A 13,951-nucleotide genomic window follows, 5' to 3' on the forward strand; every position below is an offset into this window, starting at 1 on the left:
CAACCTAGACAGGCCCCACCTTGGTATCGGAGGCCAAACTCCGATCGATCGAGTCAACAACGGTCGAGGTCAGTACACCTAGACCCGAATTCACGGGGGCGGGGTGTGGGGCGATGCCCCGGCCCCGCCCCCGTGGCGTCCCGGGGACGCTCGGCCGTGCGGCCCACACTACGTATTCCGGATAGCGCTTCATCGTCGAAGCGGGCATTCTTGTCTCACACCTTCAACCAGCGTCGCGAGAAGGAGACATTCGGATGCGCGAAGAATTCAAGGCCGCGATGCGGGAGTGGCACACGGGCATCTGCCTCGTCACCAGCGTGGACGCTGAGCGGAATCCCATCGGGCTCGTGTGCAACTCGTTCACCTCGCTGTCGCTCGATCCGCTCCTGGTGAGCTGGGCGGTGGATCACGGATCCTCGGCCATTCAGGCCTGGCGCGGCGCGGGATCGTACGCGCTGCACGTGCTGCCGCCGATGCCGCGCCCACTCGAGCATCCCCTCGTCGCGGCATTCGCGCAGCGCGGCGGCGACAAGTTCCGCGACCTCGCCTACACGCATAACACCCTCGGCGACCCGGTGTTCCCCGAGCTCCAGACCCGCTTCGACTGCGTCGTGCATCAGCGGATCGAGATTGGCGACCACGACCTGATGGTGGGCCGCCCGACCGAGATCCTCCACCCCCAACAGAATCGAGCATCATGAACCGCGACATCCTCAACGGCGAAGATTTCAAACTCGGGCTCTTCTCCCCGAACTGCTCCGGCGGCCTCGCCGTGACCCAGATCCCCGAGCGCTGGAGCGCGAGCTGGGAGGACAATCTTGCCCTCGCCCGCGCTGCGGAGGCCGCGGGGATCGACTTTCTCCTGCCGATCGCGCGGTTCATCGGCTACCAGGGGGAGACGAACTTCCACGGCTCGGTCCTCGACCCGATCGTGTGGGCGGCCGGGCTGCTCGCGAGCACGCAGCGGATCAACGTCTTTTCGACCGTCCACACCGCGTTCAACAACCCGATGGTCGTCGCAAAGCAGTTGGCCACGCTGGATCAGATCGGGGGCGGCGGTCGCGCCGGGCTGAACGTTGTCGCGGGCTGGAACCTGCCCGAGTACGAGGCACTGGGAGCCCCCATGCCGGAGGCGCACGACGACCGCTATGGCTTCGCCGCGGAGTGGCTGAGCGTGATCGAGCAGGCGTGGGCCGCGGAGGGAAAGTTCCAGCACAACGGCACCTTCTACCAGCTCAAGGACACCGAATCTGAGCCGAAGCCGCGCGGCGGCCGGGTGCCCATCTTGAACGCCGGCTCCTCCGCGCAGGGCCGAGATTTCGCCGCGCACTACTCAGACTTCGCGTTCACGATCATCCCCGACGCCGAGACCGGGGCGGGGATCGTGCGCAGCATGAAGGAGGAGGCCCGGACCAAGTACGAGCGTGAGGTCGGCGTGTTCACCCTGAGCCATGTGGTCTGCCGCAGCACCCGCGCCGAGGCTGAGGACTACCTCGCGTACTACGCGGACGAGCACGCGGACTGGGGTGCCGTGGACTACCTGATGGGATTGCAGGGCATGCACGCGCAGTCGTTCACGCCGGAGATGCTGCAGACCATGCGCTCGCGCTTCGCCTCGGGGCACGGGTCGTTGCCGATCGTCGGGACGCCGGAGGACGTCGCGGAGCAGATCCGGGCCGTCCACGAGGCCGGCTTCGACGGCATGACACTGGCGTTTGTCGATTACACGTCCGAGGTGACTCAGTTCGGCCGCGAGGTGATGCCGATCCTTGAGCGCATGGGCGTGCGCCTCCCGCGGGGCTGACCCTGGGACCGATGTCTCCCGCATTGCTCGCGGAGTACCCCGTGGCTCGCACGACGAGCCCCGGGGCGCTTCGCGATGCGGTCGACGGCCTCACCGGGTACGGACACACCGTCGTCGGGAAGGCGCCGGCGGCGGGCACTGGTGCGCTCCACGGCACCGTCAATGGGGTGCGGATCGGCGGACTGTCGCTGGTATTTGTCGCCTATGCGACCCGGGTGAGCGTGCTCGCGCCACCGACGCGCGACCAGGTCGTCCTCGTGGTCCCGCTCGGCCCGATGTGGGTGGAGGTGGCCGGCCGCGCGCAGCGGATGGTCGAGCCGTTCGTGCTCTCGGCCAGCGCCGATACGCTGATGCGCCCTGACCCGCGCGCCGGTGCCCTGGTGGGGGCCGTGGCGCATTCGGAGGTGGCCGGCCTCTTCCGGGAGGCGTTCGGGGGAGACCGCGAGTACACCGTCAATCTCGCGCAGGATCGCGCGATCCCGGTGCACGCCGCCCCCGCCCTCCGCCGCGGTTGGCAGGATTTCGCGGCACACCCGGCCCCCGACCCGGCGGCGGTGCTCGATCGGCTCCTCATCGGGCTGGCGCCCTACACGCGGGGCACCGAGGCTGGCCCGGGCGGGCCGCCGGCCTACCTCATCCACGCCGTGCGCCACCTCCGCCGGCACCTCGCCGAGCCGCTGTCCCTTGCCGAACTCGGCGGCATCGTGGGGATTGGCAGCCGTCAGCTTCAGCTCGCGTTCCAGGCGCACCTCGGCCGCACCGCGCAGGAGGTGGTTCGTGATGCTCGGCTTGATCGCGCCTGGACGTTGCTGCGCGCAGGCTCGGGCACCGATGCGCGCCGGGTCGCGGATGTCGCCGCCGAGGTGGGGATCCCGCACAGCGGGCGGTTCTCGCAGTACTTCTTTGCCCGCTATGGGGTACACCCTTCGGCGCTGCGTACCTAGCGCCGAAGGGTGCACCCGGGGTCGGAGTTAGGCGGCCGGCGCGGGGGCCGGCAGCCCCCGGAGGGCTACCGTGAGCGCGGCACCGTCCTCGTCGGCCATCGCCGCCTTGCTCAGCCGGGCCAGCGCGCGCGCCGCGTCCGGGGTGCCGAGGAGCTGGGGCACCGCGCCGAGGAGGCGCGCGAAGCTCTCCGAGCCGTGCGCGTGAGTCTGGCCGTACCCCTTCAAGACGCGCGCGCACTTCGCGATCTCGCACGCGAGATCGTAGTCCACAGCGGCGGTCTCGACGACGAGGTCGAGCCACGCGTCGATCGCGAGCTGCTCGCGGCCGTAGCGGAGCGAGCGCGGCCGCATGGGCCGCATCGACGCCATCAGCCACAGCATGCTCGACCCGAACACGGACGTCGTGTTGACGATCATCCCATCGCGCGTGATCGCGCCGACGAGCTTCGCGAACAGCTGGGAGCGAGACAGCGCCCGACCGAGGGCCGTGGGCAGTGTGTCGGTGATCTCGTCGATCTGCGGGTGCAGGAACTCGCGCACCTGCGTGAGCTCGCCGCTGTCGGCCTTCGCCTCGACCCGGACCCCCTCGATGCGCCGCTTGCGGAGCTTTTGCAGCGCCACATGGATGGTGTCCTGGTACGACATCCAGAGGGCCGTGTGCCGCGCGACCTCGACGGAGAGGCTCGCGTCGCCCGCGCGCTCCGCGTCGAACGGTGCAACCCGGGCCACCCGGTCCAGGAACAGATCCGTGTACGCGGGCCCCTGGTACATCGCGGTGCGCACGCACCCGTGCACCACCATCGAACGCGCCGGGGCCGCGAACTCGGGGATCCGGTCCATGCGGTCGGCGATCTTCGGGCCGACGAGCGCCCGCGGATCGGAGGTCGCGAGCTCCGTATGCCGCGCCGCGGCGGCCTCGGCGGCCTCCTCTTCCGGATCGCGGGGTCGGCGCCGGCCGATCGTGACGCGGACCGGGCCGAGACCCGACGGCGGCTTCGGGCGGGCGGCCTCGGCCGCGGCGTCCTGCGCCGCGACGAAGCCGAGCCCGAACGCCGCGAGGGAACGCTCGACCGCTTTGCCCGAGCGGCGCAGCGACTCCTCGAACGCCTCCCGCGGGATCGGCAGCACGCCGGATCCCGCGAGCGCGCCGAAGAGCGAGGACGAGATCACGCTGCCCGCCTGCGCCGCGAGCGCGTTGAAATCGGTGGCGATGAGCTGCTTCGATCCGGCGCGGGCCGAAGCGATCAGGCTTTCGTCGTCGACGCGGCCGTCACCGAGGGCGATCTTCTCCGTGATCGCGTAGACGCGGTTCGTTGAGGCGATGAGCGTGGTCCGATCCGGCGTGCAGAAGCCGCGCTGGAGGGCGCGTCCGGCCTCCATCAGCTCGGACGCGATGACCACGTCGACCTGTCCCGGGGTGGGAAACAGGCTGAGGATCGGCTCGCTGCGCGCGCTCCCATCGCTCGCGGCATCGCTGCGCGGGTAGAGCTCCACGTAGTAGACTGTGGCACCCGTGCGCTGTGCGACGCCCGCGACCGAGGTGCTCTGCGTGATGAATCCGGAGTCCTCGCCCAGCGAGACGATCCAGTCGGCGAGGACGCCGCCGCCCTCGCCGCCCATGGCGAGGATCGCGATCGTGATGGGCCGGCGGCCCGCTTCCCAGGTGCTCACGCGGCCACCTCGTACTGGCTCGCGCGCCGCTCGATGGGGGAGGACAGCAGGGCGATCCAGCCGCCGCGGATCTTCCCGAGCGTGCGGTCGATCCAGCTCGGGTTGATGACCACGTCGGTGCGGTAGAAGGAGGGGCACAGCGACGCGGCGTGCGCGTTTGCGCCGCACACCCCGCAGCCCACGCAGCTGTCGATCACGGTGGCAACCGGGTCGGTGCGCATCGGATCGGGATTCTCTTTCAGCGTGAGGGAGGGGCAGCCCGAGATGCGGATGCAGGCGTGGTCGCCGGTGCAGGTATCGGCGTCGACGCCGAAGCGCTGGCGCACGACCCGCTTGCCCGCGGCGATGTCTTTCTGGCGTTTCGGCTTCTCCCGCCGCTGCTTGTTGAGCTGGCACTCGCTCTGCGCGACGATCACCTTCGGCCCCTCGGTCTCCGTCGTGAAGGCTTCGACGAACACCTTCTTGAGCTTCGCAACGTCATAGGTGTGGGACATCGTCTTCGCCCATTTCACACCGATTCCGCGCACGGCCCGCTCGATCGGGTTGCCCGAGGAGCGGTTCGCGGTCTCCGCCTGGCCGTAGGAGGAGAGGACGTCCTGGCCGCCCGTTGCGGCGGCGTAGGAGTTGTCGACCACGACCACGACCTGGTCGTTCTTGTTGAACACGGCGTTGCCGATGCCGCTCGTGAGGCCGTTGTGCCAGAACCCGCCGTCGCCCATCACGCCGATGGTGGAGCGATCGGCGTCCTTCGGGTTGAGGGCCGCCGCCCCCGCGGAGCCGAGGCCGTAGCCCATCGTGGTGCCGCCCAGGTTGAACGGCTCATTGATCCCGAAGAGGTGGCAGCCGATGTCCATACTGACGTGGTGCTCCTGGCCCACTTCTTTCTCAGCGAGCTTCATCGCTGAGAAGATCGGCCGCTCGGGGCAGCCCGTGCACAGCCCGGGCGGGCGGGCCTGCACCTGTGCGGCCTCCACCCGGGGGGCGAAGGGGCTGGCCGGGTTGTCGGCCGGGAGGAGGAGCGACGGCTGCGTCGCGATGAGTTCCGGGGTGTACTGGCTGAGGAACTGGGTGAGCCCCTCGGTGACGACCTGGGTGGTGTACTCGCCGCCCATGGGCAGCAGGTCCTTGCCGTGGAGCGCGGTGTCGACGCCCGCCTTGCGGAGGATCGAGTGGAGGTTCTGCTCGATGTAGTCGGGCTGACCCTCCTCGAGGAGCAGCACGGCCCGCTTGTCGCGGCAGAACTCGAGGACTTCCGCGTCGATCACGGGGTAGGTGACGTTCATCACGTACATCGGGACCCGGGTATTGCCGAACGCGTCCGAGCAGCCGAGCAGCTCGAGCGCCCGGTTCACCGTGTTGTAGAGGCCGCCCTGCACGATGATGCCGATGTCGTCGACGTCGCCGTCGAAGAACTCGTTGAGCTGGTGCTCGCGAATGTACTCGACCGCCGCCGGCCAGCGCGCATGGACCTTCTCGTGCTCGTGCAGGAAGCTGGCGGGAGGCAGCACGATCCGGCTGAGGTCGCGCTGCGGGTTCTCGACCGCATCCGTGATGGTCATCGGCGGGCGCAGGTTCTCCGTCGTGGTGAAGGAACCCTGGAGATGGCAGGATCGCAGGCGCAGATCCAGCATCACCGGGGTGTTGCTGGCCTCGGACAGCGCGAAACCGTGTTTGACCGTGTTCACGATCGCGGAGATGTTGGGGCGTGGATCGAGGAGCCACATCTGCGATTTCATCGCGAATGCGTGGGAGCGCTCCTGCATGATGCTGGATCCTTCGCCGTAGTCCTCGCCGAGGATCACGAGCGCGCCGCCCTGGACGCCGCCGCTCGAGAGGTTCGCGAGCGCGTCCGACGCCACGTTGAGCCCCACCGTCGATTTGAACGTGACGGCCCCGCGGAGGGGGTAGTGGACGGACGCGGCGAGCATTGCGGCCGCCGTCGCCTCGGAGGCGGAATTCTCAAAATAGACATCCAGCTCTTCGAGGATGTCGTGCGCGTCACCGAGCACATCCATGAGGTGCGAGATCGGTGCACCCTGGTAGCCGCCGACGTAGGCGACCCCCGATTCCAGCAGGGCCTTGGTCACGGCGAGGATTCCCTCGACGTGCAGTTCGGTCCCGGCCTCGGAACGGAGGAGCTTGACCTCGTTGACGAATGACCGTTCAGCCATAATTTCTGCCCTTTCGTGTCACCATTGACCCGTGTCCCTTACGCGAGGGCACGATCCCAATATATCAAAGATCGTGCGATCGTCACAGAAGTGACAGGAAAAGTTCGGATTACGGATCGGTTACGGCCGTGGCATCAGGCGGGGCCGAAACGGCCAGCTCGCCTCGCGCCCGCCCGTGATCCCGGACGGGCGGAAAATGAGAATCAGGACCATGATCGCGCCGAGCGTGATTAAGCGGCTTCCCGAAGGAATGGAGATCAGGCTCTCGCCCAGCTGGACGCCCTTTTCGAGGAGCCCGAGGATGTGGCTCAGTGCGGAGATCGCGAGGGTGCCGACCACGGCACCCCACAGCGAACGCATCCCGCCCACGACGAGCATCGCGATCGTCGTAAACGTGAAGTCCAGCGAGAACTGCGAGGCCTGGGCGACCCCGTTCAGCTGCACCCAGACGGCCCCGCCGACGGCCGCCAGCGCCCCCGAAACAGTGAACGCCAGCAGGCGGTGCAGCGTGATCCGGACGCCGGACGCCGGTGCCGCCTGGATGTTGTCGCGTGAGGCCCGGAGCATCCGGGCGCTGCGACTCTGCCCGTAGAGCCAGGCAAGTGCGATGACGGCGAGGGCGATGATCAGCACGCCCTGCAGATCGAAGCTGCGTGGCAACCCGGTCATCGACTGGCCCGCCTTCGGGCCGATTCGCGTCCAGTAGGTCAGGATCTGCACGACCAGCATGAGCAGGGCAAAGGTCGCGATGCCCGCCTCGAGGCCGTGCAGGCGCATGAGGGCGAGGCCGCTGATGAATGCGAGCAGGCCGCCCATCACGGCGGCCACGAGGAGGGCCACGATGGGACCCGCCTGGGCCTCCGTGAGGAACGGGAACAGATCCGGCATGATCGCCGTCTTGATCTGGCTCGGGATCGTGAGGAGCGAGAGCGTCCACGCGCCCACCGCCACGAACGCGATGTGCCCGAAGGAGAGTACGCCGCTGTTCCCGATGAAGGTCCACATGGCGACCACGATGATCAGGTTCGCGAGCGCGTAGCCGAGATCGATCGATGCGGCCTGCGAGATCGAACTCGCGACCAGCGAGAACAGCCACACGGTGATGAGCGGCACCGCGAGCGACCACAGTCGGGCGACGGCTTCGGGGACGGCGATGCCCGTGAATCGGTGCCGGGGGAGGGGCGTCGGGGAGGTCATGTGCGCTCCTTCGAGGTGCGACTGGCGAAGATGCCGTTGGGAGCGATGACGAGCACGACGGCCACGAGGAGATACACAAAGGCAATGCGGAAGTCGTTGATCCACGCTGGCAAGAATGAGGTGAACAGGGATACCGCGAAGCCGACCAGGAAGCCACCGGCGACGCTGCCGCCGAGCTTCCCGAGGCCACCGATCGTCGACCCGATGAGCGCGAAGAGGGTGACCTGCACGCCGAACGTCGGCCCGACCGATCCGCTCTGGGCCGTCATGACAAACGCGATCGCCGCGGCGAGCACGCCACTGATCGCGAAGGTCAGCGCGATGACGCTGCCCGCCCGGATCCCCAGGATGCGCGCGGCGCGGAAGTCTTCGGAGGCCGCCTGCACCTGGAGTCCCATGCGCGTGCGGGTCAGGAACAGACGCACAGCGATGAGGAGGAGCGCGGCGAGCGCGATCGAAACGATCGAGACGAGATTGATCCGCAGTTCCCCCACGTGGATCGACGCCGAGAGTCCCGGGGCGACCGCCGCGGAGCGCACGTTGGTGCCGAACACCCCGTCGTAGACGCGCTGCAGCAGGATGCTGAGCCCGAAGCTCGCGATGAGAAGGGTGGCGGGGGGCTGCGCGCGGAGCCACCGGAACACGGCGGCGTCCATGCACCACGCCAGGACGACGGCCACGACGATCGAGGCGACGATCGCGAGCGGCGGGGAGACGGGCCACAGCAGGATGAGCGCGTACCCGGCCCCCGTGATGAGCTCGCCGTTGGCGAAGTTTGCGAGGCGCATCACGCCAAACACGAGGCCGATGCCGAGGGCCGCGAGCGCGTAGACCGCGCCCGTGGAGGTTGCGTCAATGAGAGCCTGAAGAATGTTCACGAGCCGAGATACGCTTTCATCAGAAGGGCGGAGTCCTGGGCGTCTGCGGGACCGAGCGTCATGGTGATCCGGCCCTCACTGAGCACGTGCGTGCGATCCGCCGCGGCGACGGTCTGCTGAGCGCGCTGCTCCACGAGGAGGACGGCGGTGCCGCGCTCGCGGATGCGTTCGATCGAGGCAAACACGGTGTCGACGGCGGTCGGGGACAACCCGAGCGAGGGTTCGTCGAGTGCCAGGAGGCGGGGGGCCGCGAGGAGTGCCCGTCCGATGGCCAGCTGCTGCTGCTGCCCGCCCGAGAGGAGCCCCGCCTGGCGGTCCGCAAACTCATCGAGGATGGGAAACAGCGAATGCACCCAGGCGAGATCCTCGTCCAGGCCGGCCGAACTGGCGCGGGCGGTCGAGCCGAGGCGCAGATTCTCGCGCACCGTCAGCCGGCCGAAGACGTTGTGCCCCTCCGACACGAGCGCGAGACCCGAGCGCGCAATACGCTCGGTCGGCACCCCCAGCGTGGCGGCTCCCGCGAACTCGAGTGCGGTCGCCTGGGCGCGCACCGCCCCGACCAGCGCGTGCATGAACGAGGATTTTCCGGCCCCGTTCGGCCCGATGATCCCGACGAGCTCGCCCGCGTCGACGTGGCAGGAGACGCCGTTGACGGCGCGGACGCCGCGGTAGGAGACCGTGAGGTGGTCGACGGTGAGGAGGCGCGTCGGCGCGGGAGCGGCGGTCATCCGAGGGCCCCCTCGCCGATCTGGGCGGCCGCGCTGCCGAGGTAACTGCTCGCGAGCCGCGCGTCGTGCCGGACCTCGTCGGGCGTGCCCGCGAGGACGTTCTTCCCGGCTCCGAGGACCGTAATGGTGTCGCAGCTCGAGAAAATGAGCGGCATGTTGTGATCGATGAGGAGCACGCCCACGTCGCGGTCGGCGACGGCACGCATCGTCTCGCGCAGGTGCTCCGCCTCGCCGTCGTTCAGCCCGGCCGCGGGTTCGTCGAGCAGCACGTAGCTCGGTCGGGTCGCGAGTGCGCGGGCGACCCCGAGGCGGCGTTCCACGCCGTGGGGCAGCCGGTCGGCATCGTGCAGCAGCCACTCCTCGAGCAGGAGATCCGCGAGGAGCTCCCGGGCGAGGGCGCGCGCCGCGCGCGGGCCGGCCCCGCAGGCGAGCGCGGTGACCTCGACGTTTTCGAGCACGGTGCAGCCGGCGAAGAGGTGTCCGTGCTGAAAGGTGCGGGCGACCCCGCGGCGCGCTCGGCGCTCGGGGCGGACCCGCGTGAAGTCCTCGCCGTCGACGTACACGTGACCGCTGTCCGGGCGATCGTAGCCGGTGAGGATATTCACCAGTGTCGACTTGCCGGCACCGTTGGCACCGATGAGGCCAGTGACCTGGCCGCGGGGGATGTCAATCGTGACATCCTGGAGCGCTTGGACCCCGCTGTATGCGCGGGAGAGGGCCTCCCCCCGCAGCTGCCGGGCAGCTGCGGGGGGAGAGACTGTCGACGGCGTCATGTGCGCGTCTCGCTAGCGGATGACTTTTTCGGGTGCGCGGGTCTCGACGTGCGCGAGCGCCCCGTCGGCAACCTGGAGCACGCGCTGCGGACGCTCCACGTTGACGTGCAATTCCTCGCTGAAGGAGGTGGGGCCGACGAGGAGCGGAACGTCCGTGAAACCCGTGAGGGCCGCGGCGAGCTTGTCCCCGTCCCAGGATCCGGCCTCCTCCGCCGCGAGCTTCACTGCCTCGATTGCGGAGGCCCCCGTGGTCATGCTGCCGTTCTCGGGCCGGGAACCCGTGACCTCTTCGTACGTCGCCGAGGCCTCGTTCACCTTCGGGTCGCTGTCGTCGCCCCAGACCGAGGGGTACGTGACGATGTAGTAGTCCGTGAGCCCGGGGATCGCGTCGAGCCAGAACGTCCCGTCCATGCCGAATCCGGAGACGACGGGGGTGTCGATGCCGCCGTCGCGGAGTTCTTTCGCGGCCTTGCCGCCGCCCTCGCCGTAGCTGCAGTTGAACACGACGTCCGGTGCGGGGCCGCTCGTGATCTTCGAGACGGTCTCCTTGATGGAGTCGCCCTGCTTGAACGTATAGGTGGCGATCTCGGTGCCGCCGAGCTCGGTGAACCGCTTCGCGGCGGTCTCGCACTGATTCTGCGTGTACTTGATGGAGTCGTCCTTGACGAAGACGGCGTTCTTCCAGCCCCGCTCGGTCGCGAACTCGGCCATCACGCTGGCCTCGCCGGGGACGGCGTTGCCGAGCGAGAAGCCGATGTTGAGGCCGCCCTCGGGGCCGTAAATGGTGTCGCCGACGCAGGGGGCGATGTTGAGGATGTTGTGTTGTTCGGCGACCTGTGAGGCGGGGACCGCGGTGTCGTAGTCGCACGTCACCATGAGGACCTTCGCCCCGTCGTCGATGAGGCTCTGCGCGGCGGGCGCGTATTTCTCGAAGTCCGATCCGGTGTCGATCACGGAGAGCTCGACCGGGGTGCCGTCGATGCCGCCGTCCTCGTTGAGCTCGTCAACGGCGATCTTCATGGCGGTGAGCGCGGGGGTGTCGAAGGGGGACATGAATCCCGTCTCGGCCATCACCGCGCCGATGAGAATTGGTTCACCGGCGTCGCCCGCATCAGCGGTGGAGCCGGATCCGGATCCGGGTGCTGCGGAGACGCAGCCGGACAGTGCGAGCGAGCTGACGGCGAGTGCCGTCAGGACGCCCAGATGGGTCTTGCGCATGTGCTCGGGCCTTCCTGTGATGACGGAGCGGCTCGACAGTGAGGCCCGCTCGTCTGGATGTTCAGGGGCGCCAGCGGCGACGGGAGACGAAGAGCTGGGCTCTCGCAGCCCGGAACAGGGAATCGGGCTGGGGTGTCGACGGTGACAGCACAATTACTATCCCAGAAATGTAACGTCCGTCAAGAAGGTGTTTGAAATTGGCGAAGCGCGTACGCCGGGTTAGGGCGCGACGGAGCGCTCCACGAACGCGAATGCGGCCTGGTCGAGGTGCGTGACGATCTCCTCGATGAGGCGGGTGGCGGGATCGCCAGCCCAGTCGCTGCGGAGGAGTTCGCGGGGGAGGCCCGGATCCCGCATGGGCAGGACGCGCCAATCATCGAGCGCCCGCATGTAGTGGATGAACCCCTCCTGGGATTCGATGTCCGCAGGCTCGCGACGGCGCAGCGCCTGGAATCCGGGCTGGTGGCGGGCGAGGAAGTGCTGGTACCCCGCGTGGATATCCTCCAGATCCCAACTCTCGGACACCATGTGGCTGAGTTCCTGGCCGCCCGCGTGGCGACCCACGAAGAGATTCGTGTTCGCCATCAGGTCGAGCTGGTCGATCACCGCGATGGCCTCCTCGGCCATGCGGGCCGGCGCGATCCAGACGCCCTGTCCGGCGTTGCCAAAGCTGAGCGAGGCGAGGCGTGAGCGCAGGAGGTGCCGCTTCGCGCGGTGCTGCTCGGGGATCGAGAACGTCGCGATGCACCACCCATCACTCAGGTTTGCCGGTTGGCGGGAGTGCCAGATGAACTCGTCGCCGGTCGCGAGCGTGGTCTGGGCGTGCTCGGTGAGACGGTAGCCGCTGCGCCCGTCCCGCTTCTCGGGCAGGAGCCAGCCGCGCTTCTTCAGGCGGGACACACCGGTGCGGGTGCTCGACTCGTCAACGCCGAGGACCTCGAGCATCGCCACGATCCCTTTGATGGGGAGCCAGTCGCCCGTCCGGCGTGCGAACGCGCCGAGGAGGGTGACGAGGAGGGTGCGTGAGGTGTTCGAGTGCATTCGGGTGGCCTGCCTACTCCGCGAGGGGTGATCCATATTGACATTTCTCTTGCGATCATCACAGATTCGTGACAGTTTGAGGTGGAGCCCGACGGAGTGTGCTCAGATACAGGAGCGTCCATGACCCAGTTTCCATCGTTCTCTCACGTCGGTATTACGGTACCGAATCTTCGCGATGCCGTCGATTGGTACCGCGACACGTTCGGCTGCTACCTGCTTGCGGGGCCGATCGAGGTTCACGAAGACGACAGTCCGCTCGGGATCGCCGCGACCGGCATTTACGGTGCAGGGTTCACTCGCTTCGCGTTTGCGCACATGTCGGGAGCTGACGGCGCGGGCCTGGAGATCTTCGAGTTCGCGGCCCCCGCGTATCAGCGCCCCGCCGATTCCTTCGAGTTTTGGCGCAGCGGTGTGAACCATTTCGCGGTCACCGCACACGACGTCGCGGGATTCGCGGCGCAGGTGGTGGCGGCGGGTGGGCGGCAGCGCTCCGAGGTCGTCGTGATCAACCCCGAACGCGGCTTCGAGATCGTCTACTGCGAAGATCCCTGGGGCAATGTGTTCGAGGTGTGCTCGCACCCCTACCCCTATATGTGGGGTGGGTGAGGGGCGGAGCTCAGGCAATTCGGGCCCCGGGCGCTGCCCGGGGCCCGAATCTCTGTCATGGCGCTACGCGTCGCGGAGCACCGTGGTCACGCGGGCGGTCGACACGCGCCGGCCCTCCTCATCGTCGATCTCCACGGCGTAGACCGCGACGGACTTGCCGAGCCGGATGGCCGAGCAGGTGGCGGTGACTCGGCCCGCCGCGGCCCGGCCGGTATGGGTGGCGCTGATGTCGAGGCCGACCGCCGTGCGGCCGTCGCCCGCGTGTTCGCACGCCGCGAGCGAGGCGAGGGTCTCGGCGAGTGTGCAGTAGGCGCCGCCGTGCATGGAGCCGGTGATCTGTCGATTGCCCGCGACGGGCATGGTGGCGACGGCGTGCTCGGCGCTGACGCGAACGAACTCGATGCCGAGTCGCTCGTCGAGCTCACCGAGGATGGTCTGGACGGGTCCGGTGGTGGGGGTCATGGCGTCTCCTCACGTCAGTGTGTGGGTGAGTCGGCATCGCCGAGGTAGGCGACGCCCTGGATCTCGATCAGTGCCTCGGGCTGCCACAGCTGCGTGACGCCGACCCCCGCCATGGCGGGGTACTCGGTTCCGGCCATCTCGCGCCAGAGCTTGCCGATCTCGCGGCCGTTGCGCTGGTAGTCGTCGACGTCGGTGAGGTAGATCGTGACGTCGATGAGGTCGGCGGGTGTGCCGCCCGCGTGTTCGAGCGTGGCGAGCACGTTGCCGAACGCCTGGACGAACTGCTCGATGATGCCGCCGGGCACGATCTCGTAGTCCGCGTTGAGGGCCGTCTGCCCGCCGAGATAGACAAAGGGGCCCGCTTTGACGCCGTGCGCAAAGCCCTTCGGCTTGCAGAGCTGCGGGGGGTTGATGATTTCTGCTGACATCGTTGTCTCCTTCTGAGCCTGGGGCTCCTG

Annotated in this window: 14 protein-coding genes; 4 read left to right on the plus strand and 10 right to left on the minus strand. The window is 68.4% G+C overall.

What is annotated here, in order from left to right; all coding sequences use genetic code 11:
* Positions 1-254 precede the first annotated feature (254 nt).
* The 3 genes from D3230_RS14980 to D3230_RS14990 are packed head-to-tail and all read left to right on the plus strand — an operon-like array spanning position 255 to position 2,748.
* Positions 255-701: a flavin reductase family protein gene (locus tag D3230_RS14980; RefSeq protein ID WP_202345866.1), complete on the plus strand. Its 447-nt coding sequence runs from the start codon at positions 255-257 to the stop codon at positions 699-701.
* On the plus strand, positions 698-1,804 hold the full coding sequence (locus D3230_RS14985; RefSeq protein ID WP_202345867.1) for an LLM class flavin-dependent oxidoreductase: 1,107 nt from the start codon (positions 698-700) through the stop codon (positions 1,802-1,804). Before D3230_RS14980 ends, D3230_RS14985 begins: the two co-directional genes overlap by 4 nt.
* An 11-nt stretch (positions 1,805-1,815) precedes the next feature.
* On the plus strand, positions 1,816-2,748 hold the full coding sequence (locus D3230_RS14990; RefSeq protein ID WP_202345868.1) for a helix-turn-helix transcriptional regulator: 933 nt from the start codon (positions 1,816-1,818) through the stop codon (positions 2,746-2,748).
* Between the two features lie 27 nt (positions 2,749-2,775).
* On the opposite strand, the gene D3230_RS14995 is transcribed toward D3230_RS14990, so the two are convergent.
* From D3230_RS14995 to D3230_RS15030, 8 genes are all read right to left on the minus strand, one after another.
* Complete coding sequence (locus D3230_RS14995) at positions 2,776-4,419, minus strand: indolepyruvate oxidoreductase subunit beta family protein (RefSeq protein WP_202345869.1); 1,644 nt, start codon at positions 4,417-4,419, stop codon at positions 2,776-2,778.
* Positions 4,416-6,590: a thiamine pyrophosphate-dependent enzyme gene (locus D3230_RS15000; protein WP_202345870.1), complete on the minus strand. Its 2,175-nt coding sequence runs from the start codon at positions 6,588-6,590 to the stop codon at positions 4,416-4,418. The genes D3230_RS14995 and D3230_RS15000 overlap by 4 nt, the downstream gene beginning before the upstream one ends.
* Before the next feature lie 120 nt (positions 6,591-6,710).
* The gene (locus D3230_RS15005) at positions 6,711-7,787 is read right to left on the minus strand and encodes a branched-chain amino acid ABC transporter permease (protein ID WP_202345871.1); all 1,077 of its coding nucleotides are present in this window, start codon (positions 7,785-7,787) and stop codon (positions 6,711-6,713) included.
* Positions 7,784-8,665, minus strand: coding sequence for an ABC transporter permease subunit (locus tag D3230_RS15010; protein ID WP_202345872.1), 882 nt, complete (start codon positions 8,663-8,665; stop codon positions 7,784-7,786). The genes D3230_RS15005 and D3230_RS15010 overlap by 4 nt, the downstream gene beginning before the upstream one ends.
* Positions 8,662-9,393 carry an ABC transporter ATP-binding protein gene (locus D3230_RS15015; protein ID WP_202345873.1) on the minus strand — a complete coding sequence of 244 codons (732 nt, stop codon included), beginning with the start codon at positions 9,391-9,393 and terminating at the stop codon, positions 8,662-8,664. Before D3230_RS15015 ends, D3230_RS15010 begins: the two co-directional genes overlap by 4 nt.
* Positions 9,390-10,166 (minus strand): ABC transporter ATP-binding protein, encoded by a 777-nt coding sequence (locus tag D3230_RS15020; RefSeq protein ID WP_202345874.1) that lies wholly within the window; start codon positions 10,164-10,166, stop codon positions 9,390-9,392. The genes D3230_RS15015 and D3230_RS15020 overlap by 4 nt, the downstream gene beginning before the upstream one ends.
* A gap of 12 nt (positions 10,167-10,178) precedes the next feature.
* A complete protein-coding gene (locus D3230_RS15025; RefSeq protein WP_202345875.1) occupies positions 10,179-11,384 on the minus strand; it encodes an ABC transporter substrate-binding protein in 1,206 nt (401 codons plus the stop codon).
* A 219-nt stretch (positions 11,385-11,603) separates the two neighbouring features.
* Complete coding sequence (locus tag D3230_RS15030) at positions 11,604-12,425, minus strand: PaaX family transcriptional regulator (protein WP_202345876.1); 822 nt, start codon at positions 12,423-12,425, stop codon at positions 11,604-11,606.
* 120 nt (positions 12,426-12,545) lie between these two features.
* Here D3230_RS15030 and D3230_RS15035 point away from each other — a divergent pair, with 120 nt between their 5' ends.
* Positions 12,546-13,031, plus strand: a complete 486-nt coding sequence (locus D3230_RS15035) for a VOC family protein (RefSeq protein ID WP_202345877.1) — start codon at positions 12,546-12,548, stop codon at positions 13,029-13,031.
* Positions 13,032-13,094: 63 nt separating this feature from the next.
* On the opposite strand, the gene D3230_RS15040 is transcribed toward D3230_RS15035, so the two are convergent.
* Together D3230_RS15040 and D3230_RS15045 are read right to left on the minus strand one after the other, a co-directional pair.
* Positions 13,095-13,493, minus strand: coding sequence for a PaaI family thioesterase (locus tag D3230_RS15040; RefSeq protein WP_202345878.1), 399 nt, complete (start codon positions 13,491-13,493; stop codon positions 13,095-13,097).
* Positions 13,494-13,507: 14 nt separating this feature from the next.
* Positions 13,508-13,921, minus strand: coding sequence for a RidA family protein (locus D3230_RS15045; protein ID WP_202345879.1), 414 nt, complete (start codon positions 13,919-13,921; stop codon positions 13,508-13,510).
* Between the last annotated feature and the right edge of the window lie 30 nt (positions 13,922-13,951).

It is taken from the genome of Leucobacter chromiireducens subsp. solipictus (assembly GCF_016758195.1).
GTDB lineage: Bacteria > Actinomycetota > Actinomycetes > Actinomycetales > Microbacteriaceae > Leucobacter > Leucobacter solipictus.